The organism is Streptomyces sp. NPDC024687, assembly GCF_055559055.1.
On the sequence record NZ_JBVHLJ010000007.1, the window covers coordinates 217,934 to 237,331 of the forward strand.

The 19,398-nt window shown below is 69.7% G+C and carries 19 protein-coding genes; 17 read left to right on the plus strand and 2 right to left on the minus strand.

Annotated elements, in window-relative coordinates; all coding sequences use genetic code 11:
• The first annotated feature begins 116 nt into the window (after positions 1–116).
• The 5 genes from dop (at position 117) to prcA (ending at position 4,225) form a co-directional block, all read left to right on the plus strand.
• Positions 117–1,628 (plus strand): depupylase/deamidase Dop, encoded by a 1,512-nt coding sequence (dop, locus tag ACZ39I_RS27475; protein ID WP_467247245.1) that lies wholly within the window; start codon positions 117–119, stop codon positions 1,626–1,628.
• A 155-nt stretch (positions 1,629–1,783) separates the two neighbouring features.
• A complete protein-coding gene (locus tag ACZ39I_RS27480; protein ID WP_007380863.1) occupies positions 1,784–2,002 on the plus strand; it encodes a ubiquitin-like protein Pup in 219 nt (72 codons plus the stop codon).
• Positions 2,003–2,051: 49 nt separating this feature from the next.
• The gene (locus ACZ39I_RS27485) at positions 2,052–2,612 is read left to right on the plus strand and encodes an endonuclease VII domain-containing protein (protein ID WP_467247247.1); all 561 of its coding nucleotides are present in this window, start codon (positions 2,052–2,054) and stop codon (positions 2,610–2,612) included.
• Positions 2,564–3,409, plus strand: a complete 846-nt coding sequence (gene prcB, locus ACZ39I_RS27490) for a proteasome subunit beta (RefSeq protein ID WP_451475931.1) — start codon at positions 2,564–2,566, stop codon at positions 3,407–3,409. The genes ACZ39I_RS27485 and prcB overlap by 49 nt, the downstream gene beginning before the upstream one ends.
• A 60-nt stretch (positions 3,410–3,469) precedes the next feature.
• A complete protein-coding gene (prcA, locus tag ACZ39I_RS27495) occupies positions 3,470–4,225 on the plus strand; it encodes a proteasome subunit alpha (protein WP_467247249.1) in 756 nt (251 codons plus the stop codon).
• 71 nt (positions 4,226–4,296) lie between these two features.
• Here the strand turns inward: prcA and ACZ39I_RS27500 are convergent, their stop codons facing one another.
• Positions 4,297–5,313 (minus strand): LacI family DNA-binding transcriptional regulator, encoded by a 1,017-nt coding sequence (locus ACZ39I_RS27500; RefSeq protein ID WP_467247251.1) that lies wholly within the window; start codon positions 5,311–5,313, stop codon positions 4,297–4,299.
• A gap of 88 nt (positions 5,314–5,401) precedes the next feature.
• On the opposite strand from ACZ39I_RS27500, the gene ACZ39I_RS27505 reads away from it, so the two are divergent.
• The 12 genes from ACZ39I_RS27505 (at position 5,402) to ACZ39I_RS27560 (ending at position 17,653) form a co-directional block, all read left to right on the plus strand.
• On the plus strand, positions 5,402–6,661 hold the full coding sequence (locus tag ACZ39I_RS27505) for an MFS transporter (protein WP_467247253.1): 1,260 nt from the start codon (positions 5,402–5,404) through the stop codon (positions 6,659–6,661).
• Between the two features lie 9 nt (positions 6,662–6,670).
• Positions 6,671–8,032: a Pup--protein ligase gene (gene pafA / locus ACZ39I_RS27510; protein WP_007380857.1), complete on the plus strand. Its 1,362-nt coding sequence runs from the start codon at positions 6,671–6,673 to the stop codon at positions 8,030–8,032.
• A gap of 127 nt (positions 8,033–8,159) precedes the next feature.
• The gene (locus ACZ39I_RS27515; RefSeq protein ID WP_467247255.1) at positions 8,160–9,164 is read left to right on the plus strand and encodes an FKBP-type peptidyl-prolyl cis-trans isomerase; all 1,005 of its coding nucleotides are present in this window, start codon (positions 8,160–8,162) and stop codon (positions 9,162–9,164) included.
• A gap of 88 nt (positions 9,165–9,252) precedes the next feature.
• Positions 9,253–9,624, plus strand: coding sequence for an FKBP-type peptidyl-prolyl cis-trans isomerase (locus ACZ39I_RS27520; RefSeq protein ID WP_467247257.1), 372 nt, complete (start codon positions 9,253–9,255; stop codon positions 9,622–9,624).
• A gap of 136 nt (positions 9,625–9,760) precedes the next feature.
• Complete coding sequence (locus ACZ39I_RS27525) at positions 9,761–10,714, plus strand: helix-turn-helix transcriptional regulator (RefSeq protein WP_352390118.1); 954 nt, start codon at positions 9,761–9,763, stop codon at positions 10,712–10,714.
• 19 nt (positions 10,715–10,733) lie between these two features.
• Complete coding sequence (locus ACZ39I_RS27530; RefSeq protein ID WP_352390117.1) at positions 10,734–11,783, plus strand: helix-turn-helix transcriptional regulator; 1,050 nt, start codon at positions 10,734–10,736, stop codon at positions 11,781–11,783.
• The gene (locus ACZ39I_RS27535; RefSeq protein ID WP_352390116.1) at positions 11,780–12,070 is read left to right on the plus strand and encodes a hypothetical protein; all 291 of its coding nucleotides are present in this window, start codon (positions 11,780–11,782) and stop codon (positions 12,068–12,070) included. The genes ACZ39I_RS27530 and ACZ39I_RS27535 overlap by 4 nt, the downstream gene beginning before the upstream one ends.
• Positions 12,071–12,080: 10 nt before the next feature.
• Entirely contained in the window at positions 12,081–12,275 is a 195-nt protein-coding gene (locus ACZ39I_RS27540) for a hypothetical protein (RefSeq protein ID WP_123759651.1), read from the plus strand.
• A gap of 258 nt (positions 12,276–12,533) precedes the next feature.
• Complete coding sequence (gene tatA / locus ACZ39I_RS27545) at positions 12,534–12,821, plus strand: Sec-independent protein translocase subunit TatA (RefSeq protein ID WP_352390115.1); 288 nt, start codon at positions 12,534–12,536, stop codon at positions 12,819–12,821.
• 48 nt (positions 12,822–12,869) lie between these two features.
• Positions 12,870–13,829, plus strand: a complete 960-nt coding sequence (gene tatC, locus ACZ39I_RS27550; protein WP_467247259.1) for a twin-arginine translocase subunit TatC — start codon at positions 12,870–12,872, stop codon at positions 13,827–13,829.
• A gap of 31 nt (positions 13,830–13,860) precedes the next feature.
• On the plus strand, positions 13,861–14,751 hold the full coding sequence (locus ACZ39I_RS27555; protein WP_467247261.1) for a diacylglycerol kinase: 891 nt from the start codon (positions 13,861–13,863) through the stop codon (positions 14,749–14,751).
• 40 nt (positions 14,752–14,791) lie between these two features.
• A complete protein-coding gene (locus tag ACZ39I_RS27560; RefSeq protein WP_467247263.1) occupies positions 14,792–17,653 on the plus strand; it encodes a DEAD/DEAH box helicase in 2,862 nt (953 codons plus the stop codon).
• Positions 17,654–17,713: 60 nt separating this feature from the next.
• Here ACZ39I_RS27560 and atzF read toward each other — a convergent pair whose 3' ends face one another.
• Positions 17,714–19,360, minus strand: coding sequence for an allophanate hydrolase (gene atzF, locus ACZ39I_RS27565; RefSeq protein WP_467247265.1), 1,647 nt, complete (start codon positions 19,358–19,360; stop codon positions 17,714–17,716).
• Positions 19,361–19,398: the final 38 nt, after the last annotated feature.

The window sequence follows — 19,398 nt, forward strand, 5'->3', positions numbered from 1 at the left end:
CTCTTCGGTACCGCCGAGTCGCGCAGTGCGGGGACGGGCACCGCACACGCACCGGAGCGCCAGCGGTACTTGAGCGCCGCCCCCGACCGAGGGCGCCGCCGGGCAAGGAGGGCCGCATGACCGTACGGCGAGTAATGGGCATCGAGACGGAGTACGGGATCTCCGTCCCCGGCCACCCCAACGCCAATGCCATGCTCACCTCATCCCAGATCGTCAACGCCTACGCGGCGGCGATGCACCGGGCCCGCAGGGCCCGCTGGGACTTCGAGGAGGAGAATCCGCTGCGGGACGCGCGGGGCTTCGACCTCGCCCGCGAAGCCGCCGACTCCAGCCAGCTCACCGACGAGGACATCGGCCTCGCCAACGTCATCCTCACCAACGGCGCACGGCTCTACGTCGACCACGCACACCCCGAATACAGCAGCCCCGAGGTCACCAACCCCCGCGACGCCGTCCTCTGGGACAAGGCCGGCGAACGCATCATGGCCGAGGCCGCCGAACGGGCCGCACAGCTCCCCGGCGCCCAGCCCATCCACCTCTACAAGAACAACACCGACAACAAGGGCGCCTCCTACGGCACACACGAGAACTACCTGATGAAGCGGGAAACCCCCTTCTCGGACATCGTGCGCCACCTCACGCCCTTCTTCGTCTCCCGCCAGGTCTTCGCAGGCGCCGGCCGCGTCGGCATCGGCCAGGACGGCCACGAACACGGCTTCCAGCTCAGCCAGCGCGCCGACTACTTCGAGGTCGAAGTAGGCCTCGAGACGACCTTGAAGCGCCCCATCATCAACACCCGCGACGAGCCCCACGCCGACGCCGAGAAATACCGCCGCCTCCACGTGATCATCGGCGACGCGAACCTCTCGGAGATCTCGACCTACCTCAAGCTCGGCACCACGGCCCTCGTCCTGTCGATGATCGAGGACGGCTTCATCGCCGTGGACCTGGCCGTGGACCAGCCGGTCCGCACCCTCCACCAGGTCTCCCACGACCCGACGCTCCAGCGCCTGGTCACTCTCCGCAGCGGCCGCACACTCACCGCGGTCCAGCTCCAGATGGAGTACTACGAGCTCTCCCGCAAGTACGTCGAAGAACGCTTCGGCGCCGACGCGGACGACCAGACCAAGGACGTCCTCGCCCGCTGGGAGGACACCCTCAACCGGCTCGAACACGACCCCATGAGCCTCGCCGGCGAGCTCGACTGGGTCGCCAAGCGCGAGCTCATGGAGGGTTACAGGCGCCGCGACGACCTCGACTGGGACGCCGCCAAGCTGCACCTCCTGGACCTCCAGTACGCCGACGTGCGCGCCGACAAGGGCCTCTACAACCGGCTCGCGGCCCGCGGCCGCATCAAGCGCCTCCTGGACGAGAACGAGGTCGAGCGAGCCCGTACCAAGCCCCCTGAGGACACCCGCGCGTACTTCCGCGGCCGCTGCCTGGAGCAGTACGCCGACGACGTCGCCGCGGCCTCCTGGGACTCGGTGATCTTCGACCTCCCGGGCCGGGACTCGCTCCAGCGCGTCCCAACCCTCGAACCGCTTCGCGGAACGCGAAATCACGTCAAGGAGCTCCTGGACCGCTGTCGCACGGCAGAAGACCTGGTCAGGGTCCTGTCGGGCAACTGAACGGATACCTGGGCCGAGTTGTCCCGCAGGGTGGAAAACCCGGCCAGAGGGAATCATCGAGATGGCCCCCGTACGTTGTAGGAACTGCGGGGCCGATGTCGGACCCTGCTTGTAGGGTCTGATCAAGAACGTCGAACCGAGCGGGGTGAGGGGTTATGGCGACCAAGGACACCGGCGGCGGACAGCAGAAGGCCACGCGCAACACCGAGGAGGTCGAGGAGCAGACTGCGGAAACGCAGGGTTCCGAGGACCTCAAGGAGCGCCAGGAGAAGCTCAGCGACGACGTGGACTCCGTCCTGGACGAGATCGACGACGTACTCGAGGAAAATGCCGAGGATTTCGTGCGCTCCTTCGTGCAAAAAGGCGGAGAGTAGAGGCTGATAGGCCACTTTGCCTTCGAAGTGAAGGTTGCGGGGGGATTGAGTGGCTGAAGAGCTCGACGCGAAAGAATGCAGGAAGTGCGGGCGGGATCTACCTCTTGCGGCCTTTGCGCGTGACAGGAATCGGCGTGACGGCCTCCAGGTGCACTGCCGGGAGGCCATGGGTAAGCCCGTCCGGGAGCATGTTGATGTCCCGGACGGGCACAAGCTCTGCCGCACGTGCGGAGAGATCAAGCCGTGGAGCGAATGGCATCGCAACGCGACGGCCTCGGACGGGTTGTCGACGCGTTGCAAGGCGTGCCGAGCGGCTCAGGGTCGGCGAGACCATTTGAAGCGCCAGTACGGCCTCACCGAAGCCGAGCGAGACAAGTTGATCGCCTCTCAAGGGGGCGTCTGCTGCATATGTTTGGCGGCCGTGCCCGAGCATGTGGATCACTGCCACAAGACGGGTAGGGTCCGAGGCGTACTGTGCTTCAGCTGCAATGCCGCACTGGGGCAGTTCAAGGATCGGCCCGATGCCATAAGGCGGGCTGCTGCTTACGTGGAAGGAATCGCGTGGAAGCCAACACTCGTAGCACCGGGCGTCTACCAGCTGCCTTCCTGACGCCTGGGTCGTCGTCCTTCATGGACTTCCTGTCCGAGCACCAGCCGGAGATGCTGCCGGGCAACCGGCAGCTGCCGCCCATGCAGGGTGTGATCGAGGCGCCGCACGGCACCACGATCGTGGCGGTCACCTTCCCCGGTGGTGTCGTGCTCGCCGGTGACCGGCGCGCCACGATGGGCAACGTCATCGCCCAGCGGGACATCGAGAAGGTGTTCCCGGCCGACGAGTACTCGGCCGTCGGGATCGCCGGCACCGCCGGTCTCGCCGTGGAGATGGTGAAGCTGTTCCAGTTGGAGCTGGAGCACTTCGAGAAGGTCGAGGGCGCCCAGCTGTCGCTGGAGGGCAAGGCGAACCGGCTGTCCACCATGATCCGTTCCAATCTCGGCATGGCGATGCAGGGGCTGGCCGTGGTGCCGCTGTTCGCGGGGTACGACGTGGACCGCGGCAGGGGTCGGATCTTCTCCTACGACGTCACCGGCGGCCGTTCCGAGGAGCACAACTTCGCCGCCACCGGCTCCGGCTCGATCTTCGCGCGCGGTGCCATGAAGAAGTTCTTCCACGACTCCCTGAGCGAGGCCGAGGCCACGATGCTCGTGGTGCAGGCCCTGTACGACGCGGCCGACGACGACTCGGCGACCGGTGGTCCCGATGTCGCCCGCCGGATCTACCCGATCGTCACCGTGATCACCGAGGACGGCTTCCGCCGGCTCACCGACGACGAGTCCTCCGAGATCGCCCGTTCGATTCTCGAGCGGCGGCTGGAGCAGCCCGACGGCCCGCGGGCCGCGCTGCTGTAGCCGCCACCCGTCTTGTTCAAGGTGATCGCAGTGACTTCCACAGAAAGGGACGGATAACCGGTGTCGACGCCGTTCTATGTCTCCCCCCAGCAGGCGATGGCCGACCGGGCGGAGTACGCCCGCAAGGGCATCGCCCGTGGTCGCAGCCTTGTCGTGCTGCAGTATGCCGACGGCATCGTGTTCGTCGGCGAGAATCCGTCCCGTGCGCTGCACAAGTTCAGCGAGATCTATGACCGGATCGGCTTCGCGGCCGCCGGCAAGTACAACGAGTACGAGAATCTGCGGATCGGTGGCGTGCGGTATGCCGATCTTCGTGGTTACACCTATGACCGTGACGATGTGACCGCTCGTGGCCTGGCCAACGTCTATGCCCAGACGCTGGGCACGATCTTCTCCTCGGCCGGTGAGAAGCCGTACGAGGTGGAGCTGGTCGTGGCGGAGGTCGGTGAGACTCCGGACGGTGACCAGATCTACCGGCTGCCGCACGACGGTTCCATCGTGGACGAGCACGGCTCGGTGGCGGTGGGCGGCAACGCGGAGACGATCAGCAGCTATCTGGATCAGCGTCACCAGGACGGTATGAGTCTGGCGGAGGCGCTGAAGCTGGCCGTTCAGGCGTTGTCCCGTGACACGAACGGCAGTGAGCGGGAGATTCCGGCGGAGCGGCTGGAGGTCGCGGTGCTGGACCGTACGCGTCCGCAGAAGCGCAAGTTCAAGCGCATTGTGGGGCGTCAGCTGGGTCGCTTGCTGGAGGCCGGCGGTGCGTCCACCGAGGCGGAGAGTTCGGATGAGGCGGAGGGTGCCGAGGACGATTAGTCCCGGCGGGTTCCGCCCGACGATCACCCCTTCTGTGCCCCGGCCGTTCACCTGGCCGGGGCACAGGGCGTTCAGGGGGCGCTGGGGGGCGCTGTGGAGCCTCGTACGACCAGCTCGACGGGGATGTCGCCGACGGGTGGTGTACGGCCTTCCAGGACGGCCAGGAGGGCTTCCATGCCGCGTTCGCCGAACAGTTCGGCGTCCAGTCGTACGGTCGTGAGCTCGGGGTCGATGGCGGTGGCGAGGGCGAGGTCGTCGAGGCCGGTGACGGAGATGTCGTCGGGGACGCGCAGTCCGAGTCGGCGTACGGCCTTGTAGGCGCCGGCGGCGAGTTTGTCGTCGTCGCAGACCAGGGCGGTGGGCCGGGGGCCGGGTGCGGCGAGGGCGGCCTCGGCGGCGGTCAGGGCGTCGTCGATGGAGATGGGGGCGCGGGCGGTGCGGAGGGTGGTGCCGGGGACCGTGCCGAGTCGGGCGGCCAGTTCGCGGGCTCGGACTTCGAAGGTCCAGGAGGGGATGTCGGCGGCGAGGTGCAGGAAGCGGCGGTGGCCGAGGTCCAGGAGGTGGGTGGCGACCTGGCGGATGCCGTCGGCGATGTCGAGGTTGACGGTGGCGGCGCCGAGGCTGCCGGAGGGGTCGCTGTCGAGCATGACGAGGGGGAGCTGGTCGCCGCGGATGGCGGTGAGGGCGTCGGCGGCCATGGAGGAGGCGATGACGCCGTCCAGGGCGGCCTGGGAGGAGGCGAAGGGGTCGCGGGCGGGGCCGATGCCTTCGGGGGAGGGGTAGAGGACGACGCCGAAGCCGTGGTCGGCGGCGACGCGTGCGGCTCCGGTGTAGACGCCGGCGAAGAACTCGGTCGTGAGGGCGGGGACGACGAGGAGGACGGTGCGGGTGTGGCCGAGGCGGAGGTTGCGGGCGGCGAGGTTGGGGCGGTAGCCGAGGTCGCGGGCGGCTTCGCGGACGCGTTCGGCGGTGGTCTCGGAGACCCGGCCGCGCCATTTGTCGCCGAGGACGAGGGAGACGGCGGCCTGGGACACTCCGGCCGCGTGTGCGACGTCGCGGCTGGTCGGTCGCGTGCTGCTGCGTGCCACCGTGGGTCCGCTCCTTCGTCTGGACGTCCGAACAGCGCACATGGTACGTATGGGAGTCGACGTTATACGTATGACTTGGAGGCGGGACATGGCCGCGGGATACCTGGAGATCCTCAGGGCGAGGCACGCGGCGCGCCTGCTGGCGGGGACGCTGGTGGGCCGGCTGCCGAACGCCACCGCGGCGATCGCGATCGTGCTGTTCGTCCGGGCGCAGGGCGGTACGTACAGCCTCGCCGGAGTTCTCGCGGCCGTGTACGGGGTCGCCAACGCCGTGGGGCAGCCGGTGCTCGGGCGGCTGGTCGATCTGCACGGCCAGCCTCGGGTGCAGCTTCCGTCCGCCGTGCTGTCGGCCCTCGCGATGGCCGTGTTCGCCTTCACCGGCACCGATCCGCTCCCGCTCGCCTACGTGGCCGTGGCGGCCGCGGGGCTCTTCACGCCGCCACTGGAGGGCGGGCTGCGGGCGCTGTGGCCGAGCGTGCTGCGCCGGGAGGACCAGGTGCACACGGCGTACGCCATGGACGCGGTGGCACAGGAAGTCATGTTCACCGTGGGGCCGTTGCTGGTGACGCTGTGCGTGTCGCTGTGGTCGGCGCAGGCGGCGCTGGTGGTGCTGAACGTCATCGGGGTCCTCGGGGCGCTCTCGGTCGTGGTGTCGCCGCCCTCGCGCGCGTGGCGCTCCGGTCCGCGTGAGGCGCACTGGCTCGGTGCGTTGCGCTCGCCCGGACTCCTGGTGCTGCTCGGCGCGTTCCTGTTCGTGGGGATCGCGCTCGGGTCCATCACGGTCGCCTCCGTGCCGTACGCGGACGAGCACGGCGGGGACGCGGTGTACGGCTGGCTGATGGCCGGGATCGGTCTGGGGGCCCTGGTGGGCGGCACGGTGTACGGGGCGCGGCAGTGGGCCGGTGAGCCCGCGTGGCGACTGCGGGTCCTGGTGGGCCTGCTGGCGGTGTGTTACCTGCCGCTGACGCTGATGCCGGGGGCGGTCGCCATGACGCTGCTGATGGTCCTGGCGGGGGTGTTCCTGGCGCCGGTGATCGCGTGCGCGTTCGTGCTGGTCGACCGGCACGCGCCGGCCGGGACGGTGACCGAGGCGTTCTCCTGGATCGTGACGACGTTCACCGTGGGCGCCTCGGTCGGAACGGGGCTGGCGGGCCCGGTCGTCGAGGGTGGTGGGGCCCTGTGGGGCTTCGCCGTGCCGGGGGTGGCGGGGGGTGTGTCGCTGCTGGTTCTGCTGGTCACGGGAGGCGTCCTCACAGCTCCCGCGGGAGGGGCGGTGGTTGCGTCTTCATCGGAAAATGATCCAAACCGTGCTGCCGAACCCCGTTTCAGCTCGGGGGATCGGGCGTAATGTTCACTCATGGACCGCCGCATTTTCGGGCTGGAGAACGAGTACGGCGTCACGTGTACGTTCAGGGGACAGCGACGCCTGTCTCCCGACGAGGTGGCGCGGTACCTCTTCCGCCGTGTCGTGTCATGGGGCCGCAGCAGCAATGTCTTTCTGCGAAACGGCGCACGCCTCTATCTCGACGTGGGCTCACATCCGGAATACGCGACACCCGAATGTGACAACGTGACCGAACTGGTCACCCACGACAAAGCGGGCGAGCGCATTCTCGAAGGACTCCTGGTGGACGCCGAACGACGCCTGCACGAGGAAGGAATCGCGGGCGACGTCTACCTCTTCAAGAACAACACGGACTCGGCCGGCAACTCCTACGGCTGTCACGAGAACTATCTCGTGGCCCGCCACGGGGAGTTCTCCCGGCTCGCGGACATTCTCATTCCGTTCCTGGTCACCAGGCAGCTTCTCTGTGGTGCCGGCAAGGTGCTGCAGACCCCGCGGGGCGCGGTGTACTGCGTCAGCCAGCGGGCCGAGCACATCTGGGAGGGTGTCTCCTCGGCGACGACCCGTTCCCGGCCGATCATCAACACCCGCGACGAACCGCACGCCGACGCCGAGCGCTACCGCCGCCTGCACGTGATCGTGGGCGACTCGAACATGTCCGAGACGACCATGCTGCTGAAGGTCGGTGCGACCGACCTGGTGCTGCGCATGATCGAGGCGGGCACCGTGATGCGTGATCTGACCCTGGAGAACCCGATCCGGGCGATCCGCGAGGTCAGCCATGACATCACCGGCCGACGCAAGGTGCGGCTGGCCAGTGGCCGGGAGGCCTCCGCGCTGGAGGTGCAGCGCGAGTACTACGACAAGGCCGTCGACTTCGTCGAGCGGCGCGGGATCCGCACCGGCACGGTCGACCAGGTCCTGGAGCTGTGGGGCCGCACGCTGGACGCGATCGAGGCGGAGGACCTCGACCGGATCGGCACCGAGATCGACTGGGTCATGAAGTACAAGCTCATCGAGCGGTACCGGGCCAAGCACAACATGACCATGTCCCACCCGCGGGTCGCGCAGATAGACCTCGCGTATCACGACATCCACCGCCGTCGTGGGCTGTACTACCTTCTGGAGAGGAAGGGTCAAGCCGCCCGTATCTGCAACGACTTGAAGATCTTCGAGGGCAAGTCCGTTCCCCCGCAGACCACTCGGGCCCGGCTGCGCGGCGACTTCATCCGCAGGGCCCAGGAACAGCGCCGGGACTTCACCGTCGACTGGGTCCACCTCAAGCTCAATGACCAGGCGCAGCGCACGGTGTTGTGCAAGGACCCGTTCCGATCGGTCGACGACCGGGTGGAGAAACTGATCGCCGGAATGTGAGCAAAGCGTTCCGCGTCACTGCCGGAACGCAACACGGGCGCCGTACGTTTCCCGTACGGCGCCCTTCTCACGCCGTAGAGTTGCGCGCACGCCATCAACAAGATCGACCGATTACGAGGCTCTCACCGTGCGCCGACGCTCCCTTCTCATCGCCGTTCCCGCAGGACTGGCCACACTCGCCGCATGCGGTGACGACAAGTCCGACTCGAGCAAGGCGAGCGACAGCACGTCACCCTCGCCGTCGTCCTCGGCCTCCCCGCCACCGGCGCCGAAGATCGTCGACGGTCCGCTGCCGGCGGTCACTGCGGGCACGAAATTCGGTGAGAAGCCGACGGTCGCCAAGGGCAGCGGCGATCCGTCGAAGGATCTCGCGGTCAAGACGCTCATCGCGGGCGGCGGCACCACCATCGCCGAGGGCGACTACATCCAGGCCCACTACCTGGGCCAGATCTGGAACACCGCCAAGGTCTTCGACAACTCCTACGACCGTAAGACGGCGCTGGTCATCCAGCTCGCGCAGAACAGCATCATCGACGGCTGGCGGTACGCCCTGGCGGGCAAGAAGGCCGGCAGCCGGGTGGAGTTCTCCATTCCGCCGACCTGGGGGTACGGCAAGCAGGGCAACGCGCAGGCGGGCATCAAGGGCACCGACACGCTGGTGTTCGTCGTCGACGTGCAGGCCGCCTTCAACGGGAAGAGCTCCGCCAAGGGCACGAAGGTCGCGCAGGGTGACGCCGCTCTGCCCAAGGTCGGCACCAACACCGACGGCAAGGCACCGTCGATCGAGATCCCCAAGGCGGACGCGCCGACCAAGCTGGTGGCGGAGTACGTCATCGAGGGCGACGGCGACAAGGTGACGGCCGAGAACTCGCTGCTCGTCCAGTACAAGGGCGTGGTGTGGGACACCGGCAAGGAGTTCGACTCGACGTACAAGCGGGGGCAGCTGGCGTCGTTCTCGCTGCAGCAGGTCGTCAAGGGCTGGGCGCAGGGTCTGACCGGCAAGAAGGTGGGCAGCCGGGTGCTGATCTCCATTCCGCCGAAGCTGGGTTACGGCGACAACCCGCCCGCCGGCAGCGGGATCGAGAAGGACTCCACGCTGGTCTTCACCGTGGACATCCTCGCGAAGATGTGACGCACGGGGGACATGCGCGCAGGTCCGTGCGACCGGGATGTAAGACTGGTCCCTGTTGCCTTTCCGTGAACAAGCAGGAGCGAGTGACGTGAGCATCGACAAGCCCGAGATCGACTTCCCCGGCGGCGAGCCCCCGGCGGAGCTGGAGATCAAGGACATCTGGGAGGGCGACGGCGAGGTTGCGCAGGCCGGCCAGACCGTCACCGTCCACTACGTGGGCGTGTCCTTCAGCACCGGTGAGGAGTTCGACGCCAGCTGGAACCGTGGTCAGCCGTTCCGCTTCCCGCTGGGTGGCGGCCGGGTCATCAAGGGCTGGGACCAGGGCGTGCAGGGCATGAAGGTCGGCGGCCGTCGCCAGCTGACCATCCCGGCCCACCTGGCCTACGGCAACCAGAGCCCCACCCCGGCGATCAAGCCCGGCGAGACCCTGATCTTCGTGGTCGACCTGCTCGGTGTCTGATCGTCGTACGACATCCGAGCGGACCTGATCGACCAGGGCCCATGCCTGTCCGGGCATGGGCCCTCGGCTTTTGCCTTGCTCCTTCGGGGCGGTACGGTCATCGTCCGTAAGCACCATAGGGAGGCGAAGGGCGTCGATGGCCATTGCCAAGGCCGAGCGGCTGATGAACCTGGCGCTGTGTCTGCTCGGGACGCGACGGCCGCTGAGCAAGCGTGAGCTCAGGGAGTCCATCGAGGCCTACCTGGAAGCCAATTCCGACGACTCCTTCAACCGGATGTTCGAGCGCGACAAGGACGATCTGCGCGAACTCGGGCTCGTGATCGAGACCGTTGAGAACCTGGACGGCGAAGTCGGCTATCTCGCCCGCCGGGACAGCAACCGGCTGCCGCCCATCACCCTCGACGCCGAGGAGGCCGCCGCCCTGGGCCTGGCCGCCAAGGTGTGGCAGCAGGCCCGGCTCGCCGGCGCGGCCAGCGGCGCGCTGCAGAAACTGCGCGCGGCGGGGCTGCCCGAGGACGTCGACCCGTACGAGGCGCACGGTGCCCTGGAGCCGCGCATCCCGGTGCACGAGGCCTCCTTCGAACCGCTGATGCTCGCCTGCCGTGACCGCCGCCCGGTCCTCTTCGACTACCGCAAGGCCACCGCCGCCCGCCCCGAGCCGCGCCATGTCGAGCCGTGGGCGCTGGAGTGCTGGCGCGGCCACTGGTACCTGGCCGGATTCGACCGGGACCGGGGTGCCGAGCGGGTGTTCCGGCTCTCCCGGATCACCGGCAAGGTCCGCTCGCGCGGCACCCGGTTCACGGCCCCGGTCCCCGACGTCGTCACCGTCCGCGAGACGGTGGCGAGCTGGGCGGGGGAGACCGCCGACCGCAGCGCGCGGATCCGGCTGCGCACGGGCGCCGGGTACCCCCTGCGGGCGAAGGCCACCTCGGTGCGGGAACTGGGCGACGGCTGGGACGAGTTGGAGATTCCGTACGGCCACGGCCTGGACGCCTGGCTGGTGGAGTTCGGTCCCGACGTGGTGGTCCTGGAGCCCGCCGAGTTGCGGGCCGACGTGGTGGACCGGCTGCGCGCCGTGGCCAAGGGCTGAGGGGGAACGGAAGAGAACTGTGGCAGGCAAACCGGTCAGGCCCACGAACGCCATCGACCAGACCCGGCGGATGCTCTCGCTGGTGACCTATCTGAAGGAGCGTCCCGGAGCGCGGGTCGAGGACGTGGCCCGGGCCTTCGGGATCACCGAGGACGAGCTGGTCTCCGACCTCGATGTGCTGCCCATGTGCGGCACCAGCTTCCGCGGCGGCGATCTGCTCGACATCGACACCGACGGCGAGCGGATCTGGTGGCACAACCCCGCCGCCCTTGGCGAGGAGACGGCCGAGCCGCTGCGCCTCGCCGCCGACGAGGCGACCGCGCTGCTGGTGGCCGCCCGCGCGGTCTCCACGCTGCCCGGCCTCAGGGAGAGCGACCGGCAGGCACTGCTGCGGGCCACCGCCAAGGTGGAGACCGCGGCCGGTGAGACCGCCGGTGCCAGCGCGCGTCTTTCGGTGACCTTCGAGTCGGAGGGCGGCGTCTTCGCGGACGTCGACCGGGCCATCTCCGAGCGCCGGCGCCTGTGGATCCGCTACTACTCGCCCGCCCGGGACGAGCTCACCGAGCGCGAGATCGACCCGATCCGCCTGGTCAGCGTCGGACACACCTATGTCGAGGCCTGGTGCCGCCGCTCCGAGGCACGGCGTACCTTCCGGCTCGACCGGGTCGCCGAGATCAAGATCCTCGACGAGCCGTCCGCGCCGCCCGAGGTCGAGCTCAGAGACCTGTCGGAGGGGCTCGTGCAGCCCGCGGCCGAGGACCCCGAGGTGGTCGTCGAGGTCGGCCCCGGCGGGCGTTGGGTCGCCGAGTACTACCCGCACGACAGCGCCGATGAGCTTTCCGACGGCGGGCTGCGTATTACCCTCCGCACCCCGGACCCGGCATCGCTGCGCCGACTGGCGCTCCGGCTCGGCCGTGACGGCCGGATCGTCTCGCCGCGTGACCTCGCCGACAGCGCCCGTGAGGCGGCCCGCGAGGCCCTGGCGGCCTATGACGGGGTCGAGGCGGGCAGGACCCCGGGGACGCGGGTGCACGACGGTGGGTACGACAGGCAGGAGCAGGGGCTTTGAGCGAGTCGGCGACGTCCGGTGCGGGCATGACGGTGGCTGCCGCCTTCGCGGGGATGAGAAGCGCGGCCCCGGCGACCTTCAGGGCGAGCTGCCCGGACTGCCGGGAACGGTTCGAGCTGGCCGCCGCCGCCCTGCGCCTCGCCATCGGCGCGACCAGCCGTGCCACGTTCTACTCCTTCACCTGTCCCGAGTGCGGCGCGGCCGTCCGCAAGCCCGCCGGTGAGCGGATCGTGGAGCTGCTGACCGGCGGCGGGGTCCGTACGCTGCGGCTGCACTCCACCCTCTAGGCTCGGTGCCATGTTCTGGCCGATGTTCGCGGTAGCTGTGGGGTTCGTGGGTCTCGCCGTCCTCGGTGTGCTCGCCGTCCGGGTCTTTGTGGAGGCGCAGCGTCTGGGGCGCCAGGTCACCGACTCGGCGCGGCGCATCAACCGGGCCGCGGAGGATCTGGAGCGGGCGGCGGTGAGCACGGCCCGTTCTGCGGACTCGCTGTGAGTGCTGCTGAGAGTCGGGTGTGAGTCGTGCGCCGGATGCGTTTTGGGCCACTTCGCCCTGTCACCGGGGCGGGGTCGGCAGGTACGCTGCTGGTCGCGGTCCGGATAACGAGGCTCGGCCGCGAACCGGGAGTACGCACAGGGATTGCCAGGCGTTCACCCCTGGGCGTTACGATCGCTGCCAGCACGACTGATCGGACACATGTCCGACCGGTCGGACAGCACCCCACAAGCCGCCTCGGTGAGAAGGTAAAGACTTATGTTCGGAAGGCTCGGCGCCCCCGAGATCATTCTCATCCTCGTCGTCATCATCCTGCTGTTCGGCGCGAAGAAGCTTCCCGACATGGCGCGCTCGCTCGGCAAGTCCGCTCGCATTCTCAAGAGCGAGGCCAAGGCGATGAAGGAAGAGGGCGGCAGCACGGCCACTCCGGCCGGTCCGCCCACCACCGACGAGCAGAGCCCGTCCCAGCGCACCATCCAGGCCGCCCCCGGCGACGTGACCAGCTCGCGCCCGGTCAGCGAGCCGACGGACACGACCAAGCGCTGACGCGGGGCCGGTGACCTCCGGCCCGCCCGCACGAGATGGGAACGTGGGTTGCTGAAGTCTGCCCGCAAAGAGGAGAGGGATCCCGAGGGGCGGATGCCTCTCGCGGATCACCTTCGTGAGCTCCGCAACCGGCTCGCGAAGGCCCTGCTGGCCATCGTCCTCGTGACGATCGTCGCTGCCTTCTTCTACAACGACATCATCAACTTCCTGACGAAGCCGATCCTGGACTCGATCGGTTGTCAGCAGAGCTTCGCGGAGCTCGCCAAGTCGTCCTCGGCCGACGCGACTCACAAGTGCGCCCGGATCACCATCAACGGCCTGCTCGCGCCCTTCACGCTGGCCCTCCAGGTCTCGTTGACGGCGGGTGTCGTCCTGGCCTCGCCGATCTGGCTGTACCAGCTCTGGGCGTTCATCGCCCCGGGTCTGCACCGCCACGAGAAGAAGTACGCGTACGCGTTCGTCTTCACCGGCGCCCCGCTGTTCATGGGCGGTGCCTACTTCGCGTACTCGGTGCTTCCCACCACCGCGAAGGTGCTGATCGACTTCACGCCGAGCGGCAGCATCGACAACCTGCTGCCACTCGACGACCTGCTGCAGCTCGTCACGCGCATGGTGATCGTCTTCGGTCTCTCCTTCGAACTGCCGCTGCTGCTGGTCTTCCTCAACCTCACCGGCATGATCACCGGCAAGCGGATGCTCGGCTGGTGGCGGGGCATGATCATGGGCATCACCGTGTTCGCCGCCGTGGCGACGCCGAGCACGGACCCGCTGAGCATGCTCGCGCTGGCCGGCCCGATCTGGGTGCTGTACTTCTTCGCGGTGGCCTTCTCCCTGGTCAACGACAGGCGTCGACGCCGCCGGGAGGCCGCGGGCCCCGACGACGACGAGGCCTCCGACCTGGATCTCACCCCCGAGGCCATCGGCGAGATCGAGACCGTCGCCGCGAGCCGGGCACTGCCCGAGCCCTCCGGCACGGACCGGGTCAACGGTTATGACGACGTGACCTGACGACCGGGAAGCGGCTCGTAAGGTCACTTCCGTGACCAGCGAGATCACCCTCTTCGTCAACCCCACCGCGGGCCGCGGCCGGGGCGCCCGCGCGGCGCAGCCGGCCGCTTCCGCGTTGCGGGCGGCAGGCTTCGCCGTGCGGACCGTGCTCGGCGAGGACGCCGCCGACGCCCTCGCACGCGCGCGGGCCGCCGTCACGGACGGCACCGGCGCCCTGATCGCCGTCGGCGGCGACGGCATGGCCAACCTCGCCCTGCAGGCCGTGGCCGGCACCGCCACCCCCTTCGGGCTGGTCGCCGCCGGCACCGGCAACGACTTCGCCCGCGCACTGGGGCTGCCGGTGCGCGATCCCGCCGCCGCGGGCCGGCTGATCGCCGGGGCACTCAAGGAGGGCCGCCTCCACGACGTGGACCTCGGCCAGGTCGGTGACCAGTGGTTCGCCACCGTCCTCGCCTCCGGCTTCGACTCCCGCGTCAACGACCGCGGCAACCGCATGAGATGGCCCGCGGGCCGCCTCAAGTACGACCTCGCGATGCTCGCCGAACTGGCCGCCTTCCGGCCCGTCCCGTACCGGATCACGTTCGACGACGGCCAGGTCCGCGAGGTCGAGGCGACGCTGGTGGCCATCGGCAACGGATCGTCGTACGGCGGCGGCATGCGAATCTGCCCGGGCGCGGACCTCACCGACGGGCTGTTCGACCTCACCGTGGTCGGCGACTGCAGCCGCAGGACCCTGCTGCGGGTCTTCCCGAGTGTGTACCGGGGCACCCACGTCGACCATCCCAAGGTCAGCGTGGTGAGGGCCGCGCAGGTCGAGATCGCCGCCGAGGGCGTCACGGGGTACGCCGACGGCGAGCCGCTCGGGCCCCTGCCGCTGACAGCGCGCTGCATCCGCGGGGCGGTGTCCGTGGTGGGCCCTTGAACTGCGTGAAGGGCAGGTTTCACGGGCTCCGATCCGGATAATGATCGTCCTGTTGTCAGTGGTGCCGGGTACGCTCGAAAGCACGATGACAGAGGACCTCTCACCGGCCGAGCGGTACGCGGCAGCCCGCCTGCGGGCAGCCGAGCAGGCCACCGCGCTCGCGGGCTTCCGCGAGATGTACGACTTCGGTCTCGACCCCTTCCAGATCGAGGCCTGCAAGGCTCTCGAAGCCGGGAAGGGCGTGCTGGTGGCCGCCCCCACCGGCTCCGGCAAGACGATCGTCGGCGAGTTCGCCGTCCACCTCGCCCTCCAGCAGGGCAAGAAGTGTTTCTACACGACCCCCATCAAGGCGCTGTCCAACCAGAAGTACGCCGACCTGAGCCGCCGTTACGGCGCCGACAAGGTCGGCCTGCTCACCGGCGACAACAGCGTCAACTCCGACGCCCCCGTGGTCGTGATGACCACCGAGGTGCTGCGGAACATGCTGTACGCGGGCTCGCAGACCCTCCTGGGCCTCGGCTATGTGGTCATGGACGAGGTGCACTACCTCTCCGACCGCTTCCGGGGCGCCGTATGGGAAGAGGTGATCATCCACCTCCCCGAGTCGGTGACCCTGGTGTCGCTGTCGGCGACCGTGTCCAATGCCGAGGAGTTCGGCGACTGGCTCGACACCGTCCGCGGCGACACCCAGGTGATCGTCTCCGAGCACCGGCCCGTGCCGCTGTTCCAGCACGTGCTCGCCGGGCGGCGGATGTACGACCTGTTCGAGGAGGGCGAGGGCAACAAGAAGGCCGTCAACCCCGATCTCGCGCGACTGGCCCGCATGGAGGCCCAGCGGCCGTCGTACCAGGACCGCAGACGCGGCCGGGCGATGCGGGAGGCCGACCGGGAGCGCGAGCGGCGGCAGCGGTCGAAGGTGTGGACGCCGAGCCGGCCCGAGGTCATCGAGCGCCTCGACGCCGAGGGCCTGCTGCCCGCCATCACGTTCATCTTCAGCCGCGCCGCGTGCGAGGCGGCCGTACAGCAGTGCCTGTACGCGGGGCTGCGGCTGAACGACGACGAGGCGCGGGGCAGGGTGCGCGCCCTCGTCGAGGAGCGCACCGCGTCCATTCCGCACGAGGACCTGCACGTCCTCGGGTACTACGAGTGGCTGGAGGGCCTGGAGCGCGGTATCGCGGCCCACCACGCGGGCATGCTGCCGACCTTCAAGGAGGTCGTCGAGGAGCTGTTCGTCCGGGGCCTGGTCAAGGCCGTGTTCGCGACCGAGACGCTCGCGCTGGGCATCAACATGCCCGCGCGTTCCGTGGTGCTGGAGAAGCTCGTCAAGTGGAACGGCGAGCAGCACGCCGACATCACGCCCGGCGAGTACACCCAGCTGACGGGGCGTGCGGGGCGGCGCGGCATCGACGTCGAGGGTCACGCGGTGGTGCTGTGGCAGCGCGGGAGCAGCCCCGAGCACCTGGCGGGGCTCGCCGGCACCCGCACGTATCCGCTGCGCTCCAGCTTCAAGCCGTCGTACAACATGGCGGTCAACCTGGTCGAGCAGTTCGGCCGGCACCGCTCGCGTGAGCTCCTGGAGACGTCGTTCGCGCAGTTCCAGGCGGACAAGTCGGTCGTCGGGATCTCGCGTCAGGTGCAGCGCAACGAGGAGGGGCTCGACGGCTACAAGGCCTCCATGACCTGCCACCTCGGCGACTTCGAGGAGTACGCGCGGCTGCGCCGCGAGCTCAAGGACCGGGAGACGGAGCTGGCCCGGCAGGGGGTCTCCCAGCGGCGGGCCGAGGCGGCCGTGGCGCTGGAGAAGCTCAAGCCGGGCGATGTCATCCATGTGCCGACGGGCAAGTACGCCGGTCTCGCGCTGGTGCTGGACCCGGGCCTGCCCGCCGGGCGGTCCAACGGCCACCGCGGCTTCGAGCACCACGACGGCCCGCGGCCGCTGGTGCTGACCGCCGAGCGGCAGGTCAAGCGGCTCGCGTCGATGGACTTCCCGGTGCCGGTCGAGCCGTTGGACCGGATGCGGATCCCGAAGTCCTTCAACGCGCGCTCGCCGCAGTCCCGTCGGGACCTGGCCTCCGCGCTGCGCACCAAGGCCGGGCACATCCCACCGGAGCGGGCCCGTAAGCAGCGCTCCCAGGCCGCGGACGACCGTGAGATCGCGCGGCTGCGGACGGCGATCCGGGCACATCCCTGCCACGGGTGCAACGACCGTGAGGACCACGCCCGTTGGGCCGAGCGCTATCACCGGCTGCTGCGCGACACCTCGCAACTGGAGCGGCGCATCGAGGGACGTACGAACACCATCGCGCGGACCTTCGACCGGATCGTGGCCCTGCTGACCGAGATGGACTATCTGCGCGGCGACGAGGTCACCGAGCACGGCAAGCGGCTGGCCCGGCTGTACGGCGAGCTCGATCTGCTGGCCAGCGAATGCCTGCGGGAAGGCGTCTGGGAGGGGCTCGCCCCTGGCGAACTGGCCGCCTGCGTGTCGGCGTTGGTGTACGAGTCCCGGGCGGGCGACGACGCCATGGCGCCCAAGGTGCCGTCCGGCAAGGCGAAGGCCGCGCTGGGGGAGATGGTGCGGATCTGGGGACGGCTGGACGCCCTGGAGGAGGACTTCCGGATCAACCAGACCGAGGGCGTGGGCCAGCGTGAGCCCGACCTCGGCTTCGCCTGGGCCGCCTACATGTGGGCCTCCGGCAAGGGGCTGGACGAGGTGCTGCGGGAGGCGGAGATGCCCGCCGGGGACTTCGTGCGCTGGAGCAAGCAGGTGATCGACGTGCTGGGGCAGATCTCGGCCGCGGCGCCGGTTTCCGGGGGCGAGGGGTCCACGGTCGCGAAGAACGCGCGCAAGGCTGTTGATCTGCTGCTGCGGGGGGTTGTGGCCTACTCGTCGGTGGGGTGATCCTGCGTCGGCGGGCGCGGGGGGTCTGTGGCTGGTCGCGCAGTTCCTGGGTGGGTCGTGCTACACGGCGTTCACATAGCGCCGCCAGCCCCCGTACTCCGTGATGTCCTCGGCGTTCTCCAGAGCGCCGGGTTCGCACAGAAAGCCGGGGACGTGGGTGCCGTCCGCCAGCTGCACCCGGCCCAAGGCCATCGGGCGGGGGAGGCTCGCCAGGAGGCGGCCCAGCCCCTCCTCCGGGAGCTGCCACACCTCTGCCTCGATCGCCGCACCGCCGTCGCCGACATGGACCAGACCCGGTTTCGGCGGGACCGTCCCCAGGGCGTGCAGGCGGTACACCGGTGCGGTGGTGGTCGTACGGTCCAGGCGGGCGCCCAGGGCCAGGAGTTGGGGGTTCAGCGGCTGCCCCGTCAGGTGGGCGCCGACCACCGCGAGGTGGGTCTCCGGCCGGAGCAGGCGCGCGATGCTCGCCAAGCGTTCATCGGTGTGTGCAGGGCCGATCAGCATCACGCCGAACGGGAGGCCGTTCACCTCTCCCGCCGGGACGGCCGCGGCCGCCAGGTCGAAGAGGTTCGTGGAGTTGGTGAAGCGGCCCAGGCGGGCGTTGGCGCCCAGCGGGTCGGCGGCGACCTCGGCGAGGGTGGGGTGACCGGGGGCGGTGGGCAGGAGAAGGGCGTCCACGTCGGCCAGTTCGGCCAGGGCCCGGGTGCGGAGCGTGGCCAGGCGGTCCAGGTCGGCGTAGAGCTGGTGGGCCGACAGGTCGCGGGCCCGGGTGATGATGGCGGCGACCGTGGGGTCGAGGGAGTCGTCGTTCGCTTCCGTCGCCTTGTCGACAAAAGCCCCCACCGCTGTGTAGCGCTCGGCCACGAACGCACCCTCGTAGAGCATCGCCGCCGCCTGTGTGAAGGGCGTGAGGTCGAGCTCGCGCACCGAGGCGCCGGCCCTGATCAGTTGATCCACCGCCTCCTCGTACGCCGCTGCCCACCCCTCGTCCAGTTCGCCGAGCTGCTCGCGCGGGGGGACCGCGATCCGCCAGGGCCCGGGGCGGCGTCCGGGCAGGGACGGGGCAGTGCCCGTGATCATGTGGGACAGCGCCTGCTCGGCCTCCGGGAGGGTGCGGGCGAAGACGGTCACGCAGTCGATCGAGGCGCAGGCCGGGACGACCCCGGCGGTGGGGACCAGGCCGCGGGTGGGCTTGAGGCCGACGATGCCGTTGAAGGCGGCCGGAACCCGGCCCGAGCCCGCCGTGTCGGTGCCCAGGGCGAAGTCGACGATGCCCAGCGCCACGGCGACCGCGGAGCCGGAGCTGGAACCGCCGCTCACCCTCAGGGGGTCGTAGGCGTTGCGGACCGCGCCGTACGGGGAGCGGGTGCCGACCAGGCCCGTCGCGAACTGGTCCAGGTTCGTGGTGCCGAGCACGATCGCGCCCGCCGCGCGGAGACGCGCGACCACCGGGGCATCGGCCTCGGGACGGTAGGCGTACGACGGACAGCCCGCGGTGGTGGCCAGACCGGCCACGTCGATGTTGCCCTTGGCGGCGAACAGGCGGCCGGCGAGGGGGAGGTGCCGGCCCTCGGCGAGCTGTTCGTCGATCGACCGGGCCTCCCGCTCGACCTCCTCCCGCGGGCGCAGGTCGATCCAGATCTCGGGGCGGTCCACGGCCTCGACGCGCTCGTAGGCGGCACGGACCCGGGTGACGGTGCTCGACATGGCTCGCTCCTCTTTCACTGTGCGGCCGGGTTTCACTG

Excerpts from the sequence above, each read along its gene's own strand:
- ACZ39I_RS27560 (WP_467247263.1), top strand. The coding sequence starts at position 14,792 with ATGATCGTCCTGTTGTCAGTGGTGCCGGGTACGCTCGAAAGCACGATG.
- atzF (WP_467247265.1), bottom strand. The coding sequence starts at position 19,360 with ATGTCGAGCACCGTCACCCGGGTCCGTGCCGCCTACGAGCGCGTCGAG.
- ACZ39I_RS27505 (WP_467247253.1), top strand. The coding sequence starts at position 5,402 with ATGGCCGCGGGATACCTGGAGATCCTCAGGGCGAGGCACGCGGCGCGC.
- ACZ39I_RS27540 (WP_123759651.1), top strand. The coding sequence starts at position 12,081 with ATGTTCTGGCCGATGTTCGCGGTAGCTGTGGGGTTCGTGGGTCTCGCC.
- dop (WP_467247245.1), top strand. The coding sequence starts at position 117 with ATGACCGTACGGCGAGTAATGGGCATCGAGACGGAGTACGGGATCTCC.
- tatA (WP_352390115.1), top strand. The coding sequence starts at position 12,534 with ATGTTCGGAAGGCTCGGCGCCCCCGAGATCATTCTCATCCTCGTCGTC.
- ACZ39I_RS27525 (WP_352390118.1), top strand. The coding sequence starts at position 9,761 with ATGGCCATTGCCAAGGCCGAGCGGCTGATGAACCTGGCGCTGTGTCTG.
- pafA (WP_007380857.1), top strand. The coding sequence starts at position 6,671 with ATGGACCGCCGCATTTTCGGGCTGGAGAACGAGTACGGCGTCACGTGT.
- ACZ39I_RS27480 (WP_007380863.1), top strand. The coding sequence starts at position 1,784 with ATGGCGACCAAGGACACCGGCGGCGGACAGCAGAAGGCCACGCGCAAC.